Genomic DNA, 26,330 nt, shown 5'->3' with positions numbered 1-26,330 from the left:
CGGCTATCGCACGCCGATGTCGTTTTGGCGGCACAATGCGGGCAGCCGGGTCGGCCGCACGCCCGCTGGCCGCTCGCCGCCTCGCCGCGGGCGGCGCCGCGTGCCGGCCACCCCCTTCTGAGAACCCGCCGCCGCCCGCCCGTGCCCACGCGCGGAGCGCGCGGCCCGTGCTAGGAGCGCATCCCATGACCGCCAACCACCGCCTCCCCCAACCCGCCCGCCGCCCGGCGGCCCCGACGCCGCGCCGCGCGCTGCTGCAAGCCGCCACGGCGCTGGTGCTCGGCGCCGCCGCGCTGCTGATGCTGCCCGCCGGCGCGGCCCGGGCCGAGGACCTGCGCATCGGCCTGTCCGCCGACGTGACCTCGATGGACCCGCAGTGGAACAACTCGGGCCCCAACAACGCCATCGCGCTGCATATCTTCGAGTCGCTGGTGTTCATGGACAAGAACGCCCGCTACATTCCCGGGCTGGCGCTGTCGTGGAAGCCGGTCAACGCCATCACCTGGGAGATCAAGCTGCGCCCCAACGTGAAATGGCACGACGGCGCGCCGTTTACCAGCGAGGACGTCAAGGCCTCGCTCGAGCGCCCCGAGAAACTGGTCAACAGCCCCGGCTCGTTTACCAGCTACACCAAGCCGATCGCGCGCATCGACACGCCCGACCCGCTCACCGTGCGCCTGACCATGAGCGTGCCCAACTACGCCAACCTCGCCAACGACCTCAACAGCGTGCCGATCATGCCGAAGAAGGTGGCGGCCACGCTGAGCCAGGCCGACTTCGACTCCGGCAAGGCCATGATCGGCACCGGGCCGTTCAAGTTCGTGCGCTTCGCGCGCGGCCAGGAAATCGTGATGGCGAAGAACCCCGACTACTGGGGGCCCAAGCCCGAATGGGACCGCGCCATCTTCCGCATCCTCACCGACAACGGCGCGCGCAGCGCGGCGCTGCTGGCCGGCGACGTGGACGTGATCGAAAGCGTGCCCTCGGCCGACGTCGCCAGGCTCAGGCAGAACCCCAAGTTCCGCATCGAGCAGCAGGTCTCGTGGCGCACCATCTTCTGGCAGATGGACCAGTCGCGCGACAACCCGCCGTTCGTCACCGACAAGGCCGGCAAGCCGCTTGGCAAGAACCCGTTCAAGGACGCGCGCGTGCGCGCCGCGATCAGCCACGCCCTGAACCGCGACGCCATCGTCAGCCGCATCATGGAAGGGCTGGCGGTGCCGGCCTCGTCGATCGTCTCGCCGCAGATCTTCGGCCATCCGGGCACCAAGCCCGACGCCTACGATCCCGAAGGCGCCAAAAAGCTGCTGGCCGCGGCCGGCTACCCGGACGGCTTCGGCCTCACGCTGCACGCCACCAACAACCGCTACCTGAACGACGCCGCCGTGGCGCAGGCCACCGCCAGCATGCTCACGCGCATCGGCATCCAGACCAAGGTGGAAACGCTGCCCGTGGCGGCCTACTTCACGCGCGCGCGCCAGGGCGACTTCGCCTTCGAGATGCTGGGCTGGGGCTCGGCCGCGGCCGACGTGGCGCTGCGCTCGATCACCGGCACGCCCAACGCCAAGACCGGCTACGGCACCTGGAACTGGGGCAAGTACGGCAACGCGCAGCTCGACCAGCTGATCGAGAAATCGCTCACCACCGTGAGCAGCGACAAGGCGCGCGAGGAAAACGCCCGCGCCGCGGCCCGGTTCGCGCTGGCCGACCATGCCATCATCCCGTCGCACAGCCAGCTGGCGATGTGGGCGATGCGCAAGGACCTGAAGTACGAGGCGCGCACCGACGAGTGGTCGCTGGCGCAGTTCTTCCACAAGCAGTAGGCCGCAGGCGGGCGGTGCCCGCCGGGGCGGCCGGGGTTCAGATCTTCAGCCGCTCTTCCTGGCGGGCGTTGGCCGCCCGCAATCCCTTCACCCACGCGCGCGCCGGCAGGCCGGTCGCTTCCTCGACCACCTTCGCGCGCAGCGCCAGCACTTCCCACGACACGTCGATCGCGGGGCCGTTGAAGGCCAGCGCGATCACGTTGCCGTCGTGCACTTCCGGGAACACCAGCACGCGGTCGTCGAAGGCCTCGCAGATGCGCACGATGTTCTTGGGGAAGCTGTCGTGGTCGCCGAACAGGTTGATGGTCATCACGCCGGGCGCCTTGAGCACGCGGCGGCACGCCTTGTAGAACGCCGTGGTGTCGAGCACCGGGCCGCGCGCGGTGGCGTCGTAGAGATCGACCTGCAGCACGTCGAGCGCCGCGGTGTGCGCGCTGTCCATCACGTAGTCCCAGGCATCCTGCTCGCGCACGGTCAGGCGCGCGTCGTCCTCGCGCAGGCCGAACATGCTGCGCCCGGCCACGATCACGGCCGGGTTCAGCTCCACCGCGGTGACGCGCGCGCGGCTGAACTGGCGGTGGCAGAACTTGGTCAGCGCCGCCGCGCCCAGGCCCAGCTGCGCGACGTGGAAGTCCGGCGCCGACGGCGACAGGAACAGCAGCCACGCCATCATCTGCTGGGCGTATTCCAGCTCGATGGCGTCGGGCTTGCGCAGGCGCATCGCGCCCTGCACCCACTCGGTGCCGAAGTGCAGATAGCGCACGCCGTCCATCTCGGAGAACGTCACCGGCGCGAAGCGCGGGGTCATGCGCTTTTCCTCGCGCGCCTTGCGCTCGCTGCGTTCATTGCGTTCATTACGTTCGGCGCGCTCGCCGCGCGCGGGGCGGCGCGAGGCCACGGCTTCGATGGATTTGCGTTTCAGGAGGGTCATGTCGGTCCAGGGAAATGCGGAATGCGGAATGCGAACAGGCGCGCCGCCCGGGCGGGACGCGGCACCGGACGATCAGGAATCGGAAACGGCGCGGAAACGGCTGCCAAGCGGCCGCCAAACGGCAGCCGTCAGGACTTGCCGAGCGCGCCCTGCGCGCGTTGCAGCCATTCGCGGTTGTGCTCGCGCGCGTGGCGCGGCCAGTGCTTGCCGTCGTGCACGATGTCGGCGTACAGCGCCCGGGCGCGCTCGCGGTCGGCCGCGTCCGGGCGCGCGCCCAGCCAGTCGGCGAACAGGCAGCGCGCGGCGGCGTCGCTGGCGCAGGCCAGCGCCTGCTCGAACGCGGCGCGCGTGCCGGGCGCGTCGGCCGCGGCCAGCGCGCGCGCATACAGCAAGGCCGGATCGGCCTGCTGGCGCGCCTGCGGCTGGGCCTCGAACAGGCGCTCCAGCGTGCCGGCGGCGGCGGCATGGCCGCCGGTGGCGAACTGCGCGCGGGCCAGGCCCAGCAGCAGCGCGGGGTCGCTGGCGAAGGGGCCGCTGGCGGCGGCCTCGTAGTGCTGCAGCGCCTCCTTGGGCTCGTCCGCGTCCAGCAATGCCGCGCCCAGGCGCATGCGGTGATCCACCGTCGGCGCGCGGTCGAACGCGGCGCGCGCCTCGCGCACGGCGCGGTTGGGGTCCACCAGTTGCCCGATGGCGCGCGTGGCGGCGCGCGCGCCGCGCGTCTGGCGCAGCGCCGGCAGGTAGATGGCGAAGAAATACACCACGCTGCCCAGCCCGGGGAACAGGAACAAGATCAGCAGCCAGTACATGTTCTGCTGGGTGCGCACCGCGTGGACGGCAAAATACAGCGCCACGATGACGTGGAAACCAATTCCGAGATAGGGCATCGTCCTTCAATCCTGTATGGCACGCGCCGGCGGGCAGGCCGCCGGCGCTCACAGGCAGGATTGTGACAGATGCGCGCGGCGCGGCCGGAAGACGGCCCGGCAAAGGCCGTGAGCGTGCGCCGCCGCCGTCAGCGGAACACGCTCACGGCCTCGACCAGGCGCGTCGCCTGCTGCTTCAGGCTCTCGGCCGCCGCCGCGCTCTGCTCGACCAGGGCCGCGTTCTGGTGGGTGATGTGGTCGAGGTCGCTGACCGCGCTGCCGACCTGGGAGATGCCGCTGATCTGCTCGGCGGTGGCCGCGCTGATCTCGGCGATCAGGTCCGATACCCGCTTCACCTGGGCCACGATGTCCTCCATCGTGCGTCCGGCATCGTCCACCAGCCTGGCGCCGGACTCGACGTTGTGGACGCTGACGTCGATCAGCCCCTTGATCTCCTTGGCGGCGTTGGCGCTGCGCTGCGCCAGGCCGCGCACCTCGCCCGCCACCACGGCGAAGCCGCGGCCCTGCTCGCCCGCGCGCGCCGCCTCCACCGCCGCGTTGAGCGCCAGGATGTTGGTCTGGAAGGCGATGCCGTCGATCACGCCGATGATGTCGGCGATCATCTTCGAGCTCCGCGTGATCTCGCTCATGGTCGCGATCACTTCGGAGACCGCGCGCCCGCCCTTCGACGCCGCGTCGCTGGCCGAGCCCGACAACGCGTTGGCCTGGGAAGCGGTCCCGGCATTGCTCTTCACCGTCGCCGTCATCTCGGTCATCGACGACGCCGTTTCCTGCACGCTCGACGCCGCCTGCTCGGTGCGGGCGCTGAGATCGATGTTGCCGCGCGCGATCTCGTTGCTGGCGGTCTGCACGTTGATCACCTGCTCGCTGACGTCGTCGACCAGCCAGCGGAACATCAGGCCAAGCTGGCTGATCGTGCGCAAGGTCATGCCGATCTCATCGACGCGATTCATGTGGACCGCCTTCTGGCTCTCGCCCGAGGCAACCCGCAAGGCCTGCTCCCGGACCGCTTCGAGCGGTCTCGATATCTGCGCTTCGAGGCACCACGAAGCCAGCAGCAGCGCCAGCGCGGCCATCCCGGCAAACCCGCCCAGCATGGCGCCGGCCAGCCCCGCGCCCCAGGCGCAGGCGGCCATGACCGGCAGCAGCGCGAACAGCGCCAGGCGGATGCGCCAGCGCACCGGCATGACCTGCGCGAGCGAGGTCCAGCCCATCAGGCCGGTGCGCACGACCAGCCCCTTGTGGATCTTGCGGTTGCCGGCCTTGCCTTCGCGCAGATCGCGATAAAGCGCCTCGGTGGCCGCGATCTCCTCGCGCGAGGCCTTGGTGCGCACCGACATGTAGCCGACCTGCCGCCCGTTGCGCACCACCGGCGTGGCGTTGGCCCGCACCCAGTAGTGGTCGCCGTTCTTGCGCCGGTTCTTCACCAGGGCGGTCCAGGGCTCGCCGCCCTTGAGCGTGGCCCACATGTCGGCAAAGGCGGCTTCCGGCATGTCGGGGTGGCGCACCAGGTTGTGGGGCTGGCCCTGGATCTCCTCCCGCGAGAAGCCGCTGACCTCGACGAACGCGGCGTTGGCATAGGTCACGCGGCTCTGCGTGTCCGTGGTGGACATGAGCGTGGCGTTGTCGGGAAACTCGAACTCCTGCTGCGTCACCGGCTGGTTGTTGCGCATGACACTCCTCCTCTTGTGGGATCGATGGGGGCATGGCTTGTCATCGCAGGATGGCCTGGCCTGACGGCATCCGGCGTGACGCATCGCGGGTGATCGTTCCTGCCCGCAGGCCCCACGGGTCCGCGACCTGCCATCCTGCCTTCCGCCATTCCCTGTCTTATCGGGACCGGCCACCCAACTTGTAGCCCTGCTTTCCGGGGGGGAGGTTTCATTGACAGCGGATGCCCGATGCGCTGCGCCGGGCCGCTCCGGGCGGCGGCGCGGCATGCTACTTGCTACTGTCATGTTTCGCAGTCACCTTGGCGAAACCGGGGACTGCCCTTCCGGCCAGGCCCTCTCCATCACAAAGGAAGCGCAGAAATGAGCCACATCCACTTCATCGGCGGTGAAAAGGGCGGCGTCGGCAAGTCGCTCGTCGCGCGCCTGCTGGCGCAGCATCTCATCGACCGGGGCATGCCGTTCCTGGGTTTCGACACCGACAAGTCGCACGGCGCGCTGCTGCGCTTCTATGCCGATTTCGCCGCGCCCGCCGTACTCGACGGGCACGACAGCCTGGACCCCATCATCGAGTACGCGATCGAGGCGCCGCAGCGGCGCATCCTGGTCGACCTCGCGGCGCAGACGCAGCAGTCGCTGGCCAACTGGATCGACGACGCGGACGTGCTCGGCCTGGCCGGGGAACATGGCCTCGCGCTTACCTGGTGGCATGTGATGGATGCCGGGCGCGATTCGGTCGACCTGCTGCGGCAGTGGCTCGACCAGTTCGGCGGGCGCATCAAGCTGGTGCTCGTCCTCAACGAAATCCGCGGCGACCGCTTCGAGATCCTGGCGGCGTCGGGCGAACGCGAGCGGGCCGAGGCGCTCGGCGCCAGCGTGATGACCCTGCGCCACCTGCCCGACGCCACGATGCAGAAGATCGACCGGCACAGCGCCAGCTTCTGGGCCGCGGTCAACCACCCGGACCGCTCCGCCACCGGGCTCGGCCTGCTCGAGCGGCAGCGCGTCAAGGTGTGGCTGCAGCGCGCCTACGCGGAGATGGAGCGGCTGCCCTTGTAGACATCGGGCACGCCGCCGGCCGGCATGCCGCGCGGCGGCGCCGGCCGCCCTACTTGCCCGCCGGCGGGACCATCTTCGCGAAGTCGGCGTCCAGCCGCGCCAGCGCGCCGTCGATCTTGCCGCGCCGCGCCTGGATCCACGCATCCTGCTGCGCCAGCCGCTGCCGGGCGGCGGCCAGCATGCGCTTCATCTCCGCCGGCTGCGGGCCGCCGCTGGTGGCGCGCGCGTTGGTGATGGCCAGCGGGTTGAGCGCGGCGCGGAATTCCGCCTCGCTCATCGGCAGCTCGCCGGCGTCGTATTCCTTGCCGGCCTCGCGGTAGATGTCGCGGGCCTTCGCGTACGGGAAGTCGCTCGGCCGGATGTCGCTGGCGCGCGCGTACTCGACGATTTCCGAGGCGAAGTGGTGGCCCACGCGGAACGGCACCTTGTACTTGCGCATCAGCACGTCCGCCAGTTCCTGCGAGGCGGTCCAGTCGCTGTTGAGCTCGTCGAGCGCGCGCTCGGGGCTGATCACCAGCGCGCCCAGGATGCGGTCCCAGTCCTTGAGCACCTTGACCGCGCTGCCGACCATCTCGCTGTTGGGCCTGACCTCCTTGGCGTCCGGCATGCCCGGCGGGATGTTGTGCGCCTCGATCACCGGCCCCAGCGCCAGCGTGATCGCCATCGAGGCATCGTGGCGCGCGCCGTTGAGCAGGCCCGGGTTGCGCTTCTGCGGCATCGCGCTCGACACGTAGGTATTGCCGCCGCCCTCGGCCAGCAGGATCCACGGCCGCGACTGCGCGTACTGCGTCATCACGTCCTCGATGAAATTGCCGGCCTGCAGCGCGATGGTGGTGACGATGGCGCCCACCTCGACCGGATACTCCGCCGACGAGATCTGCGCCGCGTCGTAGGCGTTTTCGACGATGGCGTCGAAGCCGAGGTAGCCCGCCATGCGCTGGCGGTCCAGCGGCCAGCTCGTGCCGTTGAGCACCGTGGTGCCCATCGGCGAGCGGTCCACGCGCGCGTAGGTCTCGCGGATGCGCTGCGCGTCGCGGTCCAGCGCGGCGGCGAATCCCAGCAGGTAGTGGCCGTAGCTGTTGGCCTGCGCGGCCACGCCGTTGGTGTAGTTCGGCACGATGGTGGCGCTGTGCTTGTCCGCCAGCGCCACCAGGGTGGTGGCCGTGCGGTTCAGCTGGTCGGCCAGGGTCAGCAGGTTGTCGCGCATGATGGCGGCGCGGTAGGTGGCGTGCATGTCCTGGCTCGAGCGGCCCGCGTGCAGCAGCGTCACCTCCACGCCCGCGGCCTGGATCAGCAGCGGCTCGAACGTGATCACGCTCGACGGCCGCTTGCCGCCGGGCTGGCTGCCGTCCTGGAGCACGCGGGCGATGCCCGCCGCGACGCGCGGCGCCACGGCCTGGTCGAGCAGGCCCTGTTCCGTGTTGATGACCGCCGACGCCTTGTTGATCTCGCCGAGCCAGAAGAACTCGTCGCGCCTGGCCGCCTGCTGCGCGCCGGCGCAGGTGGCATACAGCGCCGCCAGCAGGGCGACGGCGCGCAGGCGCAGGGCCCCGGGCTTGCCGGCTTTCGCGGAAAACAGATGGATTGGGCGCGCGGAAACGCGCATGTTGCGGTGCATCATGTTGCGGATCTTCCTGATCGGGTTGGTCGTCGCTCTGGCTGCCCGGTCTTGATCCGCGCTCGCGGTCCCGCAGTGCCAGTTGGCCGTGATTCTACGCGCCCGGCTTTGCGCGCTCCTGGCCCGGCGACGACGCGCGCGCCCCGCGCCCCGATGGCTCGCATGCGGCCGGCCAGATGCGACAAGGCGCACCGGAACCTGCGTTCCGGTGCGCCTCGAACAGACCGCTCGGGCGCGGCCGCCAATCGGTTCGCTCAGGTGCGCGCGACCAGCGCCACGCCGGCTTCGCCGGCGACCTTGTCGAGTCCGGCGAAGGTATCGTGCGGCAGCAGGATGCCGTCCACGACCTGCTGCTCGTGGGCGCGCGCTTCCTTCTCGCCCGGATAGAACACTTCGTCGACGCCCTCGGCCAGCGGCACCGCCTTGAGCGTCTCGATGTAGCGCTCCATGCGCGCGTTGAATTCCTCCATCGGCTGGAACGCGGCGACGTTGAGCGCGATCATCAGGTGGCCGGCGCGGCTGCGGTTGACCGGATCGTAAGGCCCGTGCACTTCGTCCATGAAACCGCTGCCCGACAGGACGCCGGACAGCACGTCGACGATCGTGCCGATGGCATAACCCTTGTGGCCGGCCATCGGCAGGATGAAGCCCTTGAGCGCCTCTTCCGGATCGGTGGTCGGACGGCCCTTCGCGTCGATGGCCCAGCCGAGCGGGATTTCCTCATGCCGCGTCTGCGCCAGGAAGATCTTGCCGCGCGCCACGCCCGAGTTGGCCACGTCCATGATGAGCGGCGCGTGGCGGCCGGCCGGCACGGCCACCGACCACGGGTTGGTGCCGATCATCTTCTTCAGGCCGCCCCACGGCGCCATGTTCGGCCCGCCGTTGGTGGTGACGATCATGATGCAGCCCTGCTCGGCGGCCATGCGCGTGAAGTACATGCAGGTGCCGAAGTGGTTCGAGTTGCGCACCGACACCGCGCCGATGCCGTGCGTCTTGGCGCGCTTGATCACGTCGAGCGCCGCGTGCCGCGCGACCACCGGGCCGATGCTGTCGCCGCCGTCCATCACGGCGATCGCGCCGGCGTCGACCGGGAAGCTCAGGCTGGTGTGCGAGCGCATCGCGCCGGAGCGCAGGCGCGCGTAGTACCAGCCGAGGCGCAGCACGCCGTGCGACTGGTGCCCCCACAGGTCGGCCTGCACCATTGCGTCGGCGGCAACGTAGGCGTCATCGGCGGTCGCGCCGGTGGTCTGGTAGACGGCGGAGACGAAATCGCGCAGCGCGTCGGGATGCACGCGCTGGAACCCAGCGTTGTCGGTCATGCTCACTTGGAAAACTCCTTTGGTCAAACTCCGGCGCCCCAGACGGGCGCCAGATGTGTCGTGCGGCGCCGTCACGCGAGGGCGCCGCGAAAGTGTCTGCCGGCAGCGGCTTATGCGGTGCGGCCGGCGTCGAATCCGTGCGCGCCGGGGCTCTTGAGCCGGCGCGCGCCGTCCAGGTGGTTGCGCATCAGCCCGGCCGCGCTGAGCAGGTCGGAACGCACGATGGCGTCGAGGATCGCCAGATGCTCCTCGGCCTGGCCCTTGCGCGGCTTGCGGTTGCTGGTCTGGCTGTATTCCGCGAGGCGGCGCAGCTGGTTGATGCGGCGCACCGAGTCATAGATGAAGCGGTTGCCCGACCACTTCGCCACCGCCTCGTGGAAATGGCTGTTGGCGTCGAACAGTTCGGCGGCGGTCATCCACTGCCAGCCGCCGTCGACGATGCGCTGCTGCTCGCGGCGGATTTCCTCCATCTGCTCCGGCTCGTAGCGAAACGCCTGGCTGAGCAGGCCGGTGACTTCGATCGACTGGCGAAAGGCGAAGCTCTCCTCGTAGGCTTCCGGCGAATCGATCATGCCGAGAAAGCGCCAGCCGTGCGCCACGCCCTGCTCGATCCAGCCCTCGCGCGCGATGCGCGAGAGCGCCTTGCGCAGCGTGGTGCGCGCCACGTCGTAGCGGCGCATCAGCTCGGCCTCCCCGACCTCGTCGGGCAGCGCGCCGGCGAGGCGGTCGCCGGCGATCTTCAGGTAGAGCGGCTCGTCGGGCGACGAGGAAAGCTGCTCGGCGATGGCCGTCAGCGAGGCAGGATCGCAGGCCAGAAAGAAACCGCGGTTGGGATCGTGCTTGACCACGCCGAGTTCGGCCAGCCAGTTCAGCGCGACGTTGATCGGCGAGCGCGAAGTGCCGATCTCGCGCGCGAGCTGGGTCTCGGCCAGGTGATGGCCGACCGGCCGCATGTCGCGGCGCACCAGCGCGACGATGTCGCGCGCGATGCGCACTTGCAGTGACGTGGGTGAGATACCGCTCATCGATTCGCGGCCCCGCGCGCGGCGTGCGCGATGCGGAGCTTCATGGATTGAATTATATGATCATAAAAGACTAAACCAGCGCAAGCAAGTCAGGCCTGGGCCAGTTTCGCCGCGGCGCGGGCCACGATCGGCCGGTGCGTCATGGTCAGCGTGAGCACGATGCCGGTGAGCAGCAGCACGCCGGCGATCACGAAGGCATAGTCGTAGCTGCCCGTCATCGAGATCACGTAGCCCGTGACGATCGGCGCGAGCAGCCCGAACACGTTGCCGCCGACGATCACGAAGCCCATCGCCTTGGCGATGTCGCGCTGGTTCGGCAGCATGTCGGAGAGCAGCGAGAAGTTGGTCGCGTTGGTCGCCGCGATGCCGCTCAGCGACAGCGTCAGCACCGCCACCAGCGCCGCGAAGCTGGTCGCCAGCGGCACCAGCAGGATCGCCGCGCCGCACAGCATCGAGACCGCGATGGCATGGCGGCGGCGGCCCGAGGCCACGCCCGCGCCCCTGACGTAGCGGTCGCTCAGGAAGCCCGCCAGGATCGCCAGCACCACCGCGCCGCCATAAGGCGCGCCGCTCAGCCAGCCGCTGCTGGTGATCGAGACGTGGCGCGTGCTCTGCAGGTAGGACGGCAGCCAGGTCAGAAACAGATACTGCGCGTAGATGTTGCAGCCCTCGGTCAGCGCGATGCCCCACAGCGTGCGCGAATGCAGCAGGCGCAGCAGGCCGTCCGGCTGGCCTTCGTCGAGCGCCTGCCCGCCGTTGTTGCGCTCGCGCAGGATCATCTCGCGCTCGCCCTGCGACAGCCACCTGGTGCGCTCGGGCGTATTGAAGAAGACCATCCACAGCGCCAGCCAGACGAAGCCGATCGAGCCCGAGATCACGAACGCCCAGCGCCAGCCGAAGGCCGAGATCAGCACGCCGATCAGCGCGAGGCAGAACGCCGGGCCGGCGAACGAGCCGGCGTTGAACACGGCGTTGGCCGCGCCGCGCTCGCGCGCCGGAATCCACTGGCGCACCGTCTTCGCGCACACCGGGTTGCTGCTCGACTCGCCCGCGCCCATCACCAGCCGCGAGGCCAGCAGCAGGCCGTAGGTGCTCGCCGCGCCGGTGAGGATGGTGGCCAGCGACCAGATGCCAATGCCGGCCGCCGCCACGCGCCGCGTGCCGAAGCGGTCGACGAACTGGCCCATCGGGATCAGGAACAGCGTGTAGGTCCAGATGAAGGACGAGAACAGGTAGCCGAGGCTTACCGGGGAAAGATGGAACTCGGCGGCGATGGGCTTCGCCGCGACCGACAGTACCACGCGATCCATGTAATTGATCGTCGTGAGCAGAAAAAGGAAGAGCAATACCCAGCCACGCCTGAAAGCCACCGTTATCTCCTGTTCGAATATGCATGCCGGACCATCTGCGGACGGTCTCGATCGCGTCGTATCCCGCTGCCGGGATGAAAGTCGGTACAATGCGTTTTCTGACCATAAAAGTCAATGGAAAATTTGCGAGGCGCGGCGGGGAGGCATCGACGGATACCATCGATGCACACCCATCCGGCGGCTGGCCGAAAACACTGGAGATGGCTTTGAACGAAATGACGAAAGACATGAGCGGCATGGCGGCGGCGCGCGGCTGGCTGGCCTACGTCGGCTGCCGCACCACGGTGGCCCGCAACGCGCAGGGCAAGGGCCTGAGCGTCTACGCGGTGGATGCCGCCTCGGGCGCGTGGCAACTGAAGCAGGTGGTCGAAGGTCTGATCAACCCGTCATTCCTGACCCTGAACCGCGCGCAGGACCGGCTTTACGCCGTGCACGGCGACTTTGCCGAAGTCAGCAGTTTCGCGGTCGATGCCGCCGACGGCACGCCGCGCTTCCTGAACCGGCAGCCATGTGGCGGCATCAATCCGGTGCACCTGGAGTTGTCGCTCGACGAGCGCGAACTGGTGATCGCGAACTACGCGACCGGCACGCTGGCCGTGCTGGGGGTGGGCGACGACGGCGCTCTAGGGCCGGTGCGGCAGCTCGTCGGCATGCCGGGCATGCCAGGGCCGCACCGCATCGAGCAAGGCACCGCCCATCCGCACCACGCGCCGCGCTTCGCCAACGGCGGCGGCGCCACCGCCTGGCACATCGTGCCCGACAAAGGCCTCGACGCCGTGTTCGCGGTGCGCTTCGGCGCCAGCCCGGCGGATGCCAGCATCCAGCGCTTCCAGAGCCGCGAATCGGCGGGCCCGCGCCACGTCGCCTTCCATCCCGACGCGGCGCTGCTCTACGTCGCCAACGAACTCGACTCCACCGTCACCACGCTGTCGTTCGATGCCGGGACGGGCAGCCTCGCCTGCGTCGGCCACGTGTCGACGCTGCCGCCCGATTACAGCGGCCCGAACCGCGTGGCGGGCATCGTCATGCACCCGTCGGGCCGCATGCTCTACGTCTCGAATCGCGGCCACGATTCCGTGGCCTGCGTGCCGGTCGACGGGCACGGCAACGCCAGCGCCCCGGTCGCGTTCGCGCCGGCGCTCGGCGCGTTCCCGCGCTTCATCACGCTCACGCCCGACGGCCGCCGCCTGCTGGTCGCCAACGAACGCAGCCACGCCATCGTGAGCCGGGCGCTGGACGCCGCCACGCTGCTGCCGCGGGCGGAAGCGACCGTGATCGACACGGGCAGCCCGGTGTGCGTGGTGTTCGGCGACGCGCGTTAAGAAAGGCCGGTCAGGCCGGCCCGGCCGGCCTGTCATACCACTCTCTAGATCGGATACGTTCACCTGTTTTCCGAGCGCCCCGAAGACCGGAGCGCAGGCAATTCCCAAAGACAGAGGGATTGCTGCGTGTAACCCACGGCTTTGCTGGAGGAAGCTCGTGAATTGTCGACCCTGGCGAAGCATCCAGATCACCGGAGGCCGAGCGCCGTCATGGTTCGTCGGCCTTGTATGCGGTGTGCATGAAAGCACACCGCCCGCCCGATATTCCGAACTACGGACGCGCCGTTACTTGCCGCGCCCAGGCGCCAAATTCGCCGACAACTTCCTTGGCTTCGGGGAGGAACGGAAACAGGGTGAAAACGTGCACCGAGTCTTCCACCAACCGCAGCGTGATGTCGACATCCTCCTGAGCTGCCTTCTCGGCAAAGCGAGTCGTATCGCTCAGCAATACTTCTTCCTTCGCCGCAGCCAAGAATAGTGGCGGCAGGCCCGATGGGCTGCCGAACAGCGGTGACACCATCGGGTCGGTCGGCTCATGAGACTGAAAGTAGGAAGCGCCGAGCAAGGCGAGGCTATCCCGGTGCGCGGCGGGGTCGGAGCCCGAATACGCCGGCACGGAGGGGCCGCTGAGCGTCAAATCCGTGAACGCACACACGGCAAAGACGCCGGCCGGCGCAGGAAGGCCGGCGCCGCGGATGGCCATCGCCAATGCCAGCGCGAGTCCGCCACCGGCCGACTCGCCGCTCAGCACGATTCTTTTCGCGGAAACGCCCGACGCAAGCAGCCCCCGATAGGCCTGCACGGCGTCGTCGATCGCCGCGGGATAGGGATGCTCGGGTGCCAGACGATAGTCGACAGAGTACGTTTGCCCCCGGACCGCATCGGCCAACCGGCTGGCGTACTCCAGCGAACCCCGTGCCGATCCAAGTACATAGGCTCCGCCATGAAAGTGCAGCACTACCGGGCAGTCGACATTCGCTCCTTCCGCCGTCACGTTCAGTGCCCGCACACCGTCAAGGTCAACTTCCCTGGCTGCCACTTCGCGCGGGACGGGGAAGTTCTTCCCGAGCATTCGGTCATAGGCTTCGCGCATGCCATCGTGGCCGCGGGCTACGTCTTCCTGGGCAAATGCGCTCTTCCAGATATCGAACGCACGCTGACTCTCGGGACGCTTCATGCGTTTCCCTTCCCTGGCGTTGGCCAGCCCGATGACCTCTCCCACCGGTTTGCCGGTCGCCTCTCTTTCATCATGCGCCCAGACAAAAGCCCACGACGCTTGCGCAAGCGGATCGATTCGAGCCATTCCCTTCCAGCGACCGTTTCGCTCCTTGATCCGCACAGGATCGGACTCGTGAACCATCTTCACGATTGCACGCGCTCCGGCCTGCACGCGAGTTGTCCGAGGCCGGCGGCGTCCCTCATATTCAACGAGCTTCTGGGGCAGCGTCAGGCCGTCCGATTTTGCCAGCGTCGCAGCCAGCGTCCAGGCATCCTCGATGGACTGACACGCCCCCTGGGCCAAGAACGGGACCATCGCGTGCGCGGCGTCACCGAGAAGCGTTATCCGTCCGGATGTCCAGCTTTCAATCGGGTCGCGATAGTACATTCCGGTGATAAAGCTGGAATCCACTTGCTTGAGTAGCGCCTGCACAGTGGGTTCGGCGCCCTCAAAAGACCGGCGGAGTTCTTCCACGTCACCACTGGTAGACCAGCTTTCCCGATGGACCTCGTGTGCGGGCACCGAGGCCAGCACGCTGTAAAGATCCTTTCGAACCCAGTATGAGATTACTGTGCGACCCGGGCCGAACCAGTTGTTGCCGCGCACGGGGAGCGAGAGTCCTTCGAGCCGGGCGGCAGGAATCAATGCACGCCACATCAAGATGTTGGCAAACTGCGTCTGCTCCGGCCCACGCAATGCCGCTCTGACCACAGAGTGAATTCCGTCGGCGCCGACAACGACATCGCCCTCGTGGCGGACGCCATTTATGTCTTCGACCCAAGCAAGATCCCCGGCCTGGCCAATCCGGGCGATCTTGACTCCCAGGCGGACGGTATCCTGTGGAAGGCTACGCGCCAGAAGTTCGATCAGGTCAGCTCTATGAACGTTATACATTGGTGCGCCGTAACGCCGCACCGCCTCGGCGCCCAGCGGCGCGTAGTACAGCCGCCTTCCGGTCATCAGATCCCGGTAGTCGAATGCGTCAGGCTGAGTGGCAACCTCCGCAAGATGACGCTCCACACCGAGTTCGCGGAGTAATAGAGCGCCGTTGCTGGCAATCTGAATACCCGCGCCTACCTCCGTGAGCCGGTCGGCCTGCTCAAGGACAATTGCCTCGACCCCATGATGCCGTAGGGCCAATGCCGCACAAAGCCCACCGATACCTGCGCCTACAATCACCACCCGCATGAGTTGTCTCCGTTGTGTTTAGTTAAGCAATTTGTTTTAATTAATATAGTTCGCTTAGATGGAGAAAGCATTGGTGAAAACCCTCAGATCGGACGGAAACGAAACCAGGGACAAGATCAAGCACGCCGCGCAGCGGCTCTTCGCGCAGCGAGGCGTGGAGGGCGTTACGGTGCAGGACATCGTCTCAGCCGCCGGCCAGCGCAATGGGGCCGCCATTCACTATCACTTCGGCACGAAGAGAGATCTGTTGAAAGAGCTCGTACTCGATGGCGCCAAGCTCATAGATGAGCGTCGGCAAGCCATGCTCGACGAAATGGAAGAGGCAGATACGATCACGGTCCGATCAATGATCGAAGCGTTGGCCATCCCGCTGCTGGAACTGGGGAAGCAGACCGGCCAGTACACCTACATCCGCATGATTGCGAATGTGCAGCTCACCGATCGGGAGTTGCTGCGCGACGTCGTCGGCGACCAGTGGAATATCGGCTACCGTCGATGCCTGGAGCACTTGGCGGCACTTCTGCCACATCTACCCGAATCGGTGCTGCATCAGCGACTGTCGCTGCTGGGCATCTACGGAAGTGCAATCTGGGCCACCTGGGAAGCCGCCACAGATACGAAGGCGACAAACCGATTCTGGGAGCCCGCACATAGCTTGTCGAACGTCATCGACACCCTCGAAGCCGTTGCCAAAGTGGAACCCTCGGCGACAACCCTGGGACTGGTTTCCCGGAGCGCATCGGAGTAACGCGCATGGAGCCTGACATGACGCAGGCGGCCACGGAGTGCTCACACTTGGCTTCAACCGACGCACTGGCACGAAAAAAGGCATCAAACGATGCTATTATTGGTGCTCCAACTTGTGGAGCCGTCCATGCGTACTACCATCGCTCTCGATGACGAATTGATCGCCAAGGCTCAGGCCTATACGGGTTTGGAGGAAAAGTCGGCGCTGGTGCGTGAAGCTCTCAAAGCATTGATCCAACGTGAGGCCGGGAGGCGGCTCGCGAACCTTGGTGGTAGTCAACCCGGCATACAGGGGGCGCCGCGTCGCCGGCAGGACGTCGAATGATCCTTGTCGACACGTCAGTCTGGATAGACCACATTAGCGCGTCCGACCCTTTGCTGGTTAGTTTGCTTGCCGAGGAGCGTGTCCTGGTTCATTCATTCGTGATTGGAGAGATATCGCTGGGCAGTCTACGCAACCGAGACGTTGTGCTCGGTGCTTTACTCGATCTGCCTCGGGCACCGACTGCAACGCCGGAAGAGACGTTCTATTTGATCGAACGAGAAGGGTTATTCAATCGTGGGATCGGATATGTCGATATATCACTGCTGGCATCCGCACGTCTGCATCCCGGCGTCACCATCTGGACTCGCGACAAGCGATTAAAGAAAGTTGCCGACGAACTCGACTTGGGCGCGATGCTTGAGCATTAGCCGAGGGTCGGCTGCGGAGTTTCGGCATTCGACCAAGGCCGGTGTTCTTCAGACCGACCTCGCGCTTCCGTGGTCAGCCAGCTATTGGCGGCCGACAGCCCGCTCCAGAAGCGAATGCGGCAAGAGTCAGTCACTATTGGCGTCGGCCCAGTCCCCTAGCCACCTTCGCAACGCCTGCCAGGCACGCAATTTTTCCGCGTAGGGCAGGGTATGAGCCGGGCTACTGGAAGGCAACCTGACCAGGTGATGACCGCCGGCGGCCCGCCCAAGGGCCTTCAATCCAATACGTTCAGCGGTACCGCCATTGAACACAATCACTGTCAGATTCGGTAGCGATTCGATCAAACCCGCAAGATCATTGCCGGCATGATCACGGATGTTGCTGTCCAGGCTCCCATCGCGCTTCGCTTCCGCCACCACATCCCATAAGCCAATGTTGTGGGCCAGCAGCGTTTGCAGTCGTTCGGCGTATCCCATCGCGACGAGATCCTCGCCCGTAATATCGCCGACCAGCCGCCAGAACTGGTTGGGGTTTTGGTCAATTTGACACCTTGGCCGCTTGCACAGCACACGCAACTTTGTGCGCTCGCAGACCAGTAGTCGATCACACCCGTCAGCATTGCGTCGGCAGCAGATGCCCCATGTCGCAGCCAATGCCAATCCGCCGCAAAAAATCCCTCAACACCCAAACGCCGAAAGTAGATAAGGCCTAATTCCCCGGACTATCGAGAATACGTTATGTGAGGGCTGTTTCCGAGCGAATACTAAGTCGTAGCTTCTACGGGCTGCAAACAGGAATCTATAAACCCAAACTCACCGCAGTTTCGAGCGTTCGTTCGAGAAGACGGTTACTAAGCCATAGTGAGAGCTTGCCATCGACCACGGACAGCGCGGCGTCACCCGCACCGCGCTGCGGCGCAATGAATCGCTTCACAATCGCCGAATCCGGTGAATCCCGAACAACCACACGAACTCTAGTCACTTCAAATGTCGAGGGAAATTTTCTTACGAGCAGATCCGAAGTCATCCGTCCCGACAGTCGCTCCTGGGGCACAACGCCAAACTGTGTGTCGCGCAGAAAGAACATCGATGGAATTAGCACCGCCCAAGTCTCATCGAACGTCACGGTATACCCATCCTGAATTTCTGCGTTCGGCGGTATCGAGACGGGGGACAGCCCTAGGTTGGTGACGTCTGTGAAGATTCGTTGAGAGGTCGAGGTGCTATGTTCGTCAATCTGTTCCTGCTCAATGAAATACGCTCTGGCGACGACTAGACTCCCCTCAACGACACTTACGTGTAAATCTATGCGGGGTCGCATTGGCCGGATGCCATCGACTTCCACTTTGTACCAATCGTAATATCCTCCGCAGTATTGAGTGAGCGGAGTTCCCGTTTTGACACCATTTGCAATATCACTCTCTCTGCAAAGCATCTCCGTGGATATGTGCTCAGCCAGATCTTCTGTGGCTGATATCGGATAGGAAGCCGGCCATCCTCCACTTCGCGTGAGTAGATCATCCAGTCTTGTCACAATTTCAACGATCATCTTCGCTCCGGACCCAACTGCATAGCAGGTTCCGAACTGTTCGGTCTCAAAGCGCACATGTTCATTGTGAACGAATGCCTCTCGATGTCCCGACTCATCTATCAAAATCCCCAAGAGACAGAACCGCGCTGCATCCGCCGGGATCTGATGCAGGATACGTTCCAGAACATCTCGGTTAATTCGAGCGAGAGGGTCATAGCTGCTGATCTGATTCCATACATCAGATAGCCGATCCCAGAATCGAAAGGCTGACGAGCAAAATCCGGAAAATGCTATAAGGCCAGAGTTTTTTGGAAGAACGAAAGTTTTTCTCGCAAGACAAGAGATGTGCCACGGACCATCTTCTCCGATCCATTCCGTTGAAACAGATCCGAGCGCAGGCAACCAGATTCGCCTTACTTCTCGTGGATCACGGCCCTCGGCTGAGAGCAGGGTATCCGCGATCAGATAGGGTTCATCACCTGCATTGAGTAGTGCGATTGCCGTCATTCTTTTCCGCAAGGATACCTGCACATTCGATGGAGCGCTGCAACAAGGTGCAGCCCCCTCGCTTCTAGTTTTGATCGAATGCCCAAAACACTGACGGAAAGTCGAGATAGCGACATACAACGAACTACTGGTTCAGTAGACAGCATCAACAATCGCCCATGACGGATCAATCATTAGATATCCAGCCTTCAAACTCGTTAAGTGGTGAGCAACAGCGTAACGGACCCGCGCGCTTCGTCAACCCGATAGCGGACCGATGGTCCGGCGGGTATAGTGCAGCCGCAAATCCGAGACACCATTCCTGGCAGAGTCGGCCTTCCCTGCGCGGCCGACATACACCGCAGCCACAGCCGCCGCGACCGCAAACGCATATTTCCCCCACATGCATGCGAGTGTGTCAGCCTCATGTGGGCAAGGCACCGGAATGCTAAACACTGCACATAAAAGAAACGCCGCCATCACGCAATGTGACAAGGCAAGATTAAGCCTCGACACCGAATACAGCTGCTCCTTCGCTGGCGAATGCTTCGAGAAAACGGTTTTGTATAAGGGGCCGATGACAGCATCCTCAAGGACGTCAACCTGATACTCCCAGTTCCGCTGCCAGAATTTTCCAGCCTTGTTGACGAGCGACCATGCATACGCAACCACCGCTGCGAAGAGGCAGATGGCAAAGATGACCAGGGATTTCAAGTTACACCCCAAATCCTTTGCCGACAGCGCCCCGATTAACAAAGCGCCGACTGCAGCCACAATTAACCAGAAGCTGTTTGACCGTTTCCAGTACAGTTCTATTTCGAACTTTCGGATATCAAGCGCTACCTCGTAGGCCTTGATCAGTCGAGCATCCGCACCACACTTATCACACTTCTCTGGCGTGCTTAGTGCATCTGGACTCAGCGTAGTACTGCGGAAGCAGGAAAGATATTCCTCGTGCGATTTCTCCACCGTCCCTCACTCGTTGTTTGTTAGCGTCGTCTCAACTGACAGCCTGCTCTATGTGCCTGCAGGACGCGTCCGCTTGAATCGCCAAATAATGCTAGCCTGAACCTACGGTAACGGCTGATTCATTGTCGCCTTGAGTTGTCTTCTTCTTTTGAAGTTCAATGCCGACTGATCGATGCACCTCTGCCCGGCAAGCACAATGCCGTAGTTCTCTGTGACGGTATCGACAAACTCGCGTTGGGTTGCTACGGCTATGCGGCGACCTCCTTTTGTGTCGCCAGGGATGAGTAAGAAGCCGACACGCCCAGCGTAGAAATATATCGCCATAGCCCGCGGATCGGTATTCGCAGCCAGCAATGCGAACCCCGTGAAACCCTCTTCAGGAGACTGCCCCGCATAAATCTCTTGCAGATACTCCAATGCGCCGGAGATGCGGGCATTGACCACCCTGGTGATCGCATCTGAAACCGCACCCACTGAGTGATAAGCCCGCGATTGAACAAGCGCTGTGAGGGCGGCACTTATACGTGCAAATTCGGCTTCGCCGTTAGGCGGCTCGAAGGGTAGCGGTTCCATTGTCCCGTCCGCTCGTTGCAGCCATTTCGCGACCGGGCAGTTGTAGGCTGCCATTCTTCCCCACAATCCCTGATGAGCGCCCACATCGCCAATATAAGCCTGACACACCGATTGCAGTCCGGCCGCTGCGGTGATCTTCTCGAGCAGGGGCTTTCCCTCTTGGAGGCGGAGGACCAACAAATCGCAGTCAATCGTCGGTCGCTCCCCTCGCTTATCGATGTACCGCTGCAGTAATCGTTCGGAAACCGTGCCAAGCGCGCCGCCTTCAATCTCCTCATTTACAGCCGCGATAATTGCGACAGCTGGATTAGGATCGCCAGCAAAGGCAATTGCTGTCTGTCCATTGAGGATGTGAATCTTGAGGACATGATGTTGCCCATTGATATCACCCGCTTCACCCCTTAGGTATATACCCTCATGGACTGGACTCAATAAGGTATCTGCAACAAGAAAGCCGATGTCACTCGTAACCCTCCCAACGACCAATGTCATAGTATTTTCCTCGTTGTCGCCGGCGTTTTAGGCAAGAGGTGTGTGAGTCAGTAGGAATGATACGACGGTCTGCACACCTACATTGCCGCAATTTCAATCGGGCGTCGAACGTCTACTTCTTTCCGGGCCGCGACAGATTACCAGCAGTCGCATGACTATATGGCTAACAATGCGTTCATCAACGAATCAATGGGATTGGCTAGACTCGAATACTCAAGGTGGGTGCCTCTCTGAAATTCCTGATTTAGTATTGGCCTATCTTTCCTGTAGAACAAGGCATCTCGGGAATAGACTTGCACTGCACGGTTGCATCGCTCGACCTCATCTCCTGTTAAAACGAGCGTCACAAGGCGCGGCTCAACACTAAACATTGTCGGTTGACTAACGACGACACTCACTGTCGGGGTAATCGGGGCAAGTATTTTGGGTGCGCGCGGAGGGTTTACAACTGCCTTCACATTATGAAAGAAGCCATCCCCATAAATGAACTCTCTCCCCATAGAAAATAGCACCGCAAACTTGCCACGACATCCAATACTGTCGGCAATCATTCTCTGCGATTGCCGCATATTTAGACCGATGAGCGCGTTGCGCTCTGGACTGGAAATTGGACCTCTGAAATGCTCCGCCAACGATACTGATGCCTCTCGGTTCATCGGCCCTCGTACAGCCAATGAAACGACACATTCCGTTAGCAATCGAAGTTGGCTATCCGACGCCTCCTGCGGGATAAATCTGGATCTTAGGTCATCGCCAGCGATTTCTCTTCGTTCAAGGCCCTCAAGCCATTCGATCACGGAGGGGAAATTGTTATCCGCGATATCAAACTCATCCTCAAAGCTTTGATCAAATAGCGTCGATTGGCCAGACGCTCGACCAAGTCTGATGTGGTGCCCATTCCCAATCACGCCAAGCTTATCCGATGGGATTCGCTTCTCCGAACCGTCCGGTCTAATCCAGCCAGTGGTCCCATCCGATGCAGCCCAATGGCGAGAGACACAACGTGGCCACCAATGGTGGCGCTCAGATTTGAGGCTACTCATTCATGTCTCGCGAAAAATTAGTCAATCCCAGAAGCTTATATCCGAGCTCCAAATGGCTCACCGTCAGGAGACTTTCCGTAGGCAGTTTCTAAATTCATCCACCGTGGCCGATGCTCATTGCCTGACTGTGGACATTCCCCCGGATTGTTCAGGTCCTCGCCAGGGATACCCTCGAACCTCGGCCAGCAGTTCACTACATATCCATGAGCCTAGATGCCCTGGCGCCGCATCTTCTGGACCGTTCCGGCAGTAACCGGGGAGCTTGGGGGCCGGTGCCAACTCGAACCGTATAGTAGCTCGCACAGAATCGAATGTGTTGTCACTAGGAGTATTAGCGAGACGTGGTCAACCATTCCCGCAGCTCCCGCCAAGCATGCAATTTTTCTGAGTACGATAGGGTATGGGCAGGACTACTGGAAGGAAGCCTGAGGACACGATGGTTGCCGCCATGCTGGCCGAGCGTCTTCAAACCAATACGCTCGGCAGTACTACCGTTGAACGCAATCACACTAAGCTTCGGCAGCGATCCGATCAAACTCACTAAGTCATTCCCCGCGTGACCGCGTATGTTGCTGTCCAGACTACCCTCGCGCTTGGCTTCCGCCACCACATCCCATAAACCGATGTTGTGATCCAGCAGCGTTTGCAGGCGGACCGGATATTCCATGCCGACCAGATCCTTGGCGACGATATCGCCGACCAGCCGCCAGAACTGATTCTGCCGATGCGCATAATACTGCCCCTGCGCCAGCGACGCCTCGCCCGGCAGGCTGCCCAGGATCAGCACGCGCGTGCCGGCGTCGACCACGGGCGGGAAGCAGCGCTTGAGCGCCGTTGTCTGTTGCGGGAGTGCTGTCATCGCGGATGCAGACGCCGCCCTCCCCCGCGCGGCAAGGGAGGGCGGCCGGGGCTGGCTGTCAGGCCAGCAGCTTGTTGATGCGGCGCACGTAGGCCGACGGGTCTTCCAGCGTGCCGCCTTCGGCCAGCAGGGCCTGGTCGAACAGCACGTGGACGCGGTCGCCGAAGGCTTCGTCGGCGGGGCCGGCCTCGGCCAGCGCGCGCAGCTTGCGCACCAGCGCGTGGTCCGGGTTCAGCTCCAGGATGGGCTGGGCGTCGGGCGCCTTCTGGCCGGCCTGCTTGAGCAGGCGCTGCAGGTAGCCGCTCATGTCGCCTTCGTCGGAGACCAGGCACGAGGCCGATTCGGTCAGGCGCAGCGTCACGCGCACGTCCTTGGCCTTGCCGTCGAGCACGGTCTTGGCGCGTTCGAGCACTTCCTTCCAGTCGCCTTCGGCCTTCTCCTGCTCGGCCTTTTCGTCGGCGTCGGCCAGCGCGCCGAGCTCGAGGTCGCCGCGCGCGACCGACACCAGTTCCTTGCCGTCGAACTCGCGCAGGAAGGACAGCATCCATTCGTCCACGCGGTCGGTCAGCAGCAGCACTTCGATGCCCTTCTTGCGGAACACTTCGAGGTGCGGGCTGGACTTGGCCGCGGCCCAGCTATCGGCCGTGACGTAGTAGATCTTGTCCTGGCCTTCCTTCATGCGGCCCACGTAGGCGGCCAGCGCGACGCTCTGCTCGGCGCTGTCCTGGTGCGTGGAGGCGAAGCGCAGCAATTTGGCGATGCGCTCGAGGTTGCCGGCGTCCTCGCCCAGGCCTTCCTTGAGCACCTGGCCGAACTGCTCCCAGAAGGTGGCGTACTTGGCGCGTTCGGCTTCGTCGTCGCTGTCGGCCAGCGTCTCCAGCATCGACAGCACGCGCTTGGTGCAGCCTTCGCGGATGGCCTTGACGTCGCGGCTTTCCTGCAGCAGTTCGCGCGACACGTTGAGCGGCAGGTCGGCCGAATCCACCACGCCCTTGACGAAGCGCAGGTAGGACGGCAGCAGCTGCTCGGCCTCGTCCATGATGAACACGCGCTTGACGTAGAGCTTGAGGCCGCCCTTGTGGTTGCGGTCGAACATGTCGAACGGCGCGCGCGCCGGCACGTACAGCAGCTGGGTGTATTCGCTGCGGCCTTCGACGCGGTTGTGGGTCCACGCCAGCGGGGCCTGGTTGTCGTGCGAGATGTGCTGGTAGAACGCGGTGTACTGCTCGTCGGTGATGTCCGACTTGGAACGCGTCCACAGCGCGCTGGCCTGGTTGACGCTCTCCCACTCGCCGGTTTCCTTGTACGCGCTGGTGTCGGCGTCCCACACTTCCTTGGGCATGCGGATCGGCAGCGAGATGTGGTCCGAGTATTTCTGGATGATGCCCTTGAGCTTCCACGCGGAGAGGAAATCGTCCTCGCCTTCGCGCAGGTGCAGCGTGATGGTGGAGCCGCGCTCGGCGCGGTCGATGGCGTCCACGCTGAACTCGCCGTCGCCGGCGCTTTCCCAGCGCACCGCCTCGCTCGCGGGCAGGCCGGCGCGGCGCGTTTCCACCGTGACCTTGTCGGCGACGATGAAGGCCGAGTAGAAGCCCACGCCGAACTGGCCGATCAGCGCGGCGTCCTTCTGCTGGTCGCCGGAGAGCTGCTGGAAGAATTCCTTGGTGCCCGAGCGGGCGATGGTGCCGAGGTTGCGGATGGCCTCGTCGCGGCTCATGCCGATGCCGTTGTCGGTGATCTTCAGCGTGCGGGCCTTGGCGTCCGCCTCGATGCGGATGGCGAGGTCGGCGTCGTTCTCGAGCAGGGCCGGGTTGGCGATCGCCTCGAAGCGCAGCTTGTCGGTGGCGTCCGAAGCATTGGAGATCAGCTCGCGCAGGAAGATTTCCTTGTTGCTGTACAGCGAGTGGATCATCAGGTGCAGCAATTGCTTCACTTCCGCCTGGAAGCTCATCGTCTCGTGCGGTGCGGTCATGGTTCTCCTCTTGGCTAACTTGGCTGACTTGGCTGGAACGGGAATCCGGTTCCCTGGCCGCGGCGCGCTGGCGCCGGGGCGGTGTCCCGGAACATAGGGGCGCGGGGCCCGGATTTCAAGTGCGGCTAGCGGCGCTCGAGCTGGCGCGCCAGGAAGGCCAGCATGCCCGCGTCCTGGCTGCTGGCGACGTTGAAGCGCATCCAGCCCGAGGGCATCTGCGACGGCGAGAACAGGCTGCCGGGCGCGAACAGGTAGCCTTCCTCGTGCCCGGCGGTGGCGATGGCGTTGGTGTCGCGCCCGGTGTCGGCCCACAGGTACATGCCGGCATGCTGGCCCGGGAACAGCGCCAGGCCCATGCGTTCCAGCGTGCGGCGGGTGTCGTCGCGGGCGCGGTCCAGGCGCGCGCGCACGCGCTCCACGTGCTTGCGGTAGTGGCCTTCGGTAAGCACCTTGTAGAGCACACGCTCGTTGATTTCCGGCGAGGCCAGGCCGGCCAGCAGCTTGCTGTCGGTCAGGCTGGCGGCGGTCTCCGGGTGCGCGGCGATGAAGCCCACACGCAGGTTGGCGGCCAGCGTCTTGGAGAAGCTGCCGAGGTAGATCACGCGGCGCAGCTGGTCCAGGCTGGCCAGCCGCGTGGCCGCATGGCCGGGCGGGCACAGGTCGCAGTAGATGTCGTCCTCGACGATCAGCAGGTCGTACTGCTCGGCCAGCCGCAGCAGTTGAAAGGCCTTGGCCGCCGACAGCGAGGTGCCGGTCGGGTTGTGCAGCACCGAGTTGATCACCATCAGGCGCGGCCGGCGCGCCTGCAGGATGCGCTCCAGCGCCTCCAGGTCCGGGCCTTCGGCGGTGTAGGGCATGCCGATCAGCTGCGCGCCCTGCGCGGCGAAACGGCCGAACATCACGAACCAGGCCGGGTCGCCCACCAGCACCGCGTCGCCGGCGCGCAGGTAGAGCCGGGCGATCAGGTCGAGCGCCTGGGTGATGCCCGAGGTCAGCACGATCTGCTCGGGCGCGGCGCCGATCTCCAGCTCGGCCAGGCGGTTGCGCAATTGCTGGCGCAGCGGCAGGAAGCCCTGCGGCGTGCCGCTGACCAGGAAATGGCTGCCCGGCTGGCGGCCCAGCCCGCGCAGCGCGCTGGCGATCAGCTCGCCGTCGAGCCAGTCGTTGGGCAGGAAACCCTGGCCGGGCGACTTGTGCGGCTCGCTCGAGTGATACATGCTGCGCAGCAGCCAGGTCACGTCGATATTGCGCGAGCCGGTGGCCACCGGCGCCACCGCCGGCGCCTGCGGGGTGCGCTCGCGCACGTAGAAGCCGGAGCCGCGGCGCGACTCCAGGTAGCCCAGCGCCACCAGCCGCTCGTAGGCTTCCACCACGGTGAAGCGGGAAATGCCCTTGTCCTGCGCCAGCTGGCGGATCGAGGGCATGCGCATGCCGGCGCGGAAGATGCGCTCGTCGATGCGCAGCCGCGCCCACTCGGTCAACTGCTCCACCAGCGTCATCTGCGCCGACGGCACCGGGCTGGGCATGCGCTCGGTCG

General features: G+C 64.6%; 22 protein-coding genes. 6 read left to right on the top strand and 16 right to left on the bottom strand.

What is annotated here, in order from left to right:
• Positions 1-185: 185 nt before the first annotated feature.
• A complete protein-coding gene (locus tag AC3WXD_RS08435; protein WP_059411342.1) occupies positions 186-1,823 on the top strand; it encodes an ABC transporter substrate-binding protein in 1,638 nt (545 codons plus the stop codon).
• Positions 1,824-1,860: 37 nt separating this feature from the next.
• Here AC3WXD_RS08435 and AC3WXD_RS08430 read toward each other — a convergent pair whose 3' ends face one another.
• The 3 genes from AC3WXD_RS08430 to AC3WXD_RS08420 form a co-directional block, all read right to left on the bottom strand.
• Positions 1,861-2,754, bottom strand: a complete 894-nt coding sequence (locus AC3WXD_RS08430; protein ID WP_020200788.1) for a class I SAM-dependent methyltransferase — start codon at positions 2,752-2,754, stop codon at positions 1,861-1,863.
• Positions 2,755-2,882: 128 nt separating this feature from the next.
• A complete protein-coding gene (locus tag AC3WXD_RS08425) occupies positions 2,883-3,638 on the bottom strand; it encodes a tetratricopeptide repeat protein (protein WP_059411340.1) in 756 nt (251 codons plus the stop codon).
• 128 nt (positions 3,639-3,766) lie between these two features.
• Positions 3,767-5,311: a methyl-accepting chemotaxis protein gene (locus AC3WXD_RS08420; RefSeq protein WP_020200790.1), complete on the bottom strand. Its 1,545-nt coding sequence runs from the start codon at positions 5,309-5,311 to the stop codon at positions 3,767-3,769.
• Positions 5,312-5,671: 360 nt separating this feature from the next.
• Here AC3WXD_RS08420 and AC3WXD_RS08415 point away from each other — a divergent pair, with 360 nt between their 5' ends.
• On the top strand, positions 5,672-6,367 hold the full coding sequence (locus tag AC3WXD_RS08415; RefSeq protein WP_492323516.1) for a P-loop NTPase family protein: 696 nt from the start codon (positions 5,672-5,674) through the stop codon (positions 6,365-6,367).
• A 49-nt stretch (positions 6,368-6,416) separates the two neighbouring features.
• On the opposite strand, the gene AC3WXD_RS08410 is transcribed toward AC3WXD_RS08415, so the two are convergent.
• The 4 genes from AC3WXD_RS08410 to AC3WXD_RS08395 all read right to left on the bottom strand — a co-directional run bounded on the left by AC3WXD_RS08410 (position 6,417) and on the right by AC3WXD_RS08395 (position 11,699).
• Complete coding sequence (locus tag AC3WXD_RS08410; RefSeq protein WP_492323515.1) at positions 6,417-7,988, bottom strand: lyase family protein; 1,572 nt, start codon at positions 7,986-7,988, stop codon at positions 6,417-6,419.
• 251 nt (positions 7,989-8,239) lie between these two features.
• Complete coding sequence (locus AC3WXD_RS08405; RefSeq protein ID WP_020200793.1) at positions 8,240-9,304, bottom strand: Ldh family oxidoreductase; 1,065 nt, start codon at positions 9,302-9,304, stop codon at positions 8,240-8,242.
• Between the two features lie 110 nt (positions 9,305-9,414).
• Complete coding sequence (locus tag AC3WXD_RS08400; RefSeq protein WP_043365157.1) at positions 9,415-10,329, bottom strand: GntR family transcriptional regulator; 915 nt, start codon at positions 10,327-10,329, stop codon at positions 9,415-9,417.
• An 89-nt stretch (positions 10,330-10,418) separates the two neighbouring features.
• The gene (locus AC3WXD_RS08395; RefSeq protein ID WP_043365159.1) at positions 10,419-11,699 is read right to left on the bottom strand and encodes an MFS transporter; all 1,281 of its coding nucleotides are present in this window, start codon (positions 11,697-11,699) and stop codon (positions 10,419-10,421) included.
• A gap of 200 nt (positions 11,700-11,899) precedes the next feature.
• Here AC3WXD_RS08395 and AC3WXD_RS08390 point away from each other — a divergent pair, with 200 nt between their 5' ends.
• The gene (locus AC3WXD_RS08390) at positions 11,900-13,021 is read left to right on the top strand and encodes a lactonase family protein (RefSeq protein WP_492323514.1); all 1,122 of its coding nucleotides are present in this window, start codon (positions 11,900-11,902) and stop codon (positions 13,019-13,021) included.
• 271 nt (positions 13,022-13,292) lie between these two features.
• On the opposite strand, the gene AC3WXD_RS08385 is transcribed toward AC3WXD_RS08390, so the two are convergent.
• Entirely contained in the window at positions 13,293-15,428 is a 2,136-nt protein-coding gene (locus AC3WXD_RS08385; RefSeq protein WP_492323513.1) for an alpha/beta hydrolase fold domain-containing protein, read from the bottom strand.
• A 73-nt stretch (positions 15,429-15,501) separates the two neighbouring features.
• Here AC3WXD_RS08385 and AC3WXD_RS08380 point away from each other — a divergent pair, with 73 nt between their 5' ends.
• The 3 genes from AC3WXD_RS08380 (at position 15,502) to AC3WXD_RS08370 (ending at position 16,868) form a co-directional block, all read left to right on the top strand.
• Entirely contained in the window at positions 15,502-16,176 is a 675-nt protein-coding gene (locus AC3WXD_RS08380; protein ID WP_231401525.1) for a TetR/AcrR family transcriptional regulator, read from the top strand.
• A 126-nt stretch (positions 16,177-16,302) separates the two neighbouring features.
• Positions 16,303-16,500: a type II toxin-antitoxin system VapB family antitoxin gene (locus tag AC3WXD_RS08375; RefSeq protein ID WP_081651297.1), complete on the top strand. Its 198-nt coding sequence runs from the start codon at positions 16,303-16,305 to the stop codon at positions 16,498-16,500.
• Complete coding sequence (locus AC3WXD_RS08370) at positions 16,497-16,868, top strand: type II toxin-antitoxin system VapC family toxin (protein ID WP_082079465.1); 372 nt, start codon at positions 16,497-16,499, stop codon at positions 16,866-16,868. The genes AC3WXD_RS08375 and AC3WXD_RS08370 overlap by 4 nt, the downstream gene beginning before the upstream one ends.
• 126 nt (positions 16,869-16,994) lie before the next feature.
• Here AC3WXD_RS08370 and AC3WXD_RS08365 read toward each other — a convergent pair whose 3' ends face one another.
• The 8 genes from AC3WXD_RS08365 to AC3WXD_RS08330 form a co-directional block, all read right to left on the bottom strand.
• The gene (locus AC3WXD_RS08365; protein ID WP_492323512.1) at positions 16,995-17,522 is read right to left on the bottom strand and encodes a DNA-deoxyinosine glycosylase; all 528 of its coding nucleotides are present in this window, start codon (positions 17,520-17,522) and stop codon (positions 16,995-16,997) included.
• Positions 17,523-17,667: 145 nt separating this feature from the next.
• Entirely contained in the window at positions 17,668-18,906 is a 1,239-nt protein-coding gene (locus tag AC3WXD_RS08360) for a hypothetical protein (RefSeq protein ID WP_492323511.1), read from the bottom strand.
• 237 nt (positions 18,907-19,143) lie between these two features.
• Positions 19,144-19,854, bottom strand: a complete 711-nt coding sequence (locus AC3WXD_RS08355; protein WP_492323510.1) for a RipA family octameric membrane protein — start codon at positions 19,852-19,854, stop codon at positions 19,144-19,146.
• A 102-nt stretch (positions 19,855-19,956) separates the two neighbouring features.
• On the bottom strand, positions 19,957-20,919 hold the full coding sequence (locus AC3WXD_RS08350; protein WP_492323509.1) for a hypothetical protein: 963 nt from the start codon (positions 20,917-20,919) through the stop codon (positions 19,957-19,959).
• Positions 20,920-21,074: 155 nt separating this feature from the next.
• Complete coding sequence (locus AC3WXD_RS08345; protein WP_492323508.1) at positions 21,075-21,962, bottom strand: hypothetical protein; 888 nt, start codon at positions 21,960-21,962, stop codon at positions 21,075-21,077.
• Positions 21,963-22,293: 331 nt separating this feature from the next.
• On the bottom strand, positions 22,294-22,821 hold the full coding sequence (locus AC3WXD_RS08340) for a DNA-deoxyinosine glycosylase (protein WP_492323507.1): 528 nt from the start codon (positions 22,819-22,821) through the stop codon (positions 22,294-22,296).
• Between the two features lie 58 nt (positions 22,822-22,879).
• Positions 22,880-24,793 (bottom strand): molecular chaperone HtpG, encoded by a 1,914-nt coding sequence (htpG, locus tag AC3WXD_RS08335; RefSeq protein WP_492323506.1) that lies wholly within the window; start codon positions 24,791-24,793, stop codon positions 22,880-22,882.
• A gap of 125 nt (positions 24,794-24,918) precedes the next feature.
• On the bottom strand, positions 24,919-26,319 hold the full coding sequence (locus AC3WXD_RS08330; RefSeq protein WP_369796859.1) for an aminotransferase-like domain-containing protein: 1,401 nt from the start codon (positions 26,317-26,319) through the stop codon (positions 24,919-24,921).
• Positions 26,320-26,330: the final 11 nt, after the last annotated feature.

Source organism: Cupriavidus sp. FW216-B1, from assembly GCF_058789195.1.
The sequence above is the reverse complement of the archived record's forward strand: the minus strand, read 5'-3'. Positions and strand labels throughout refer to the sequence as shown.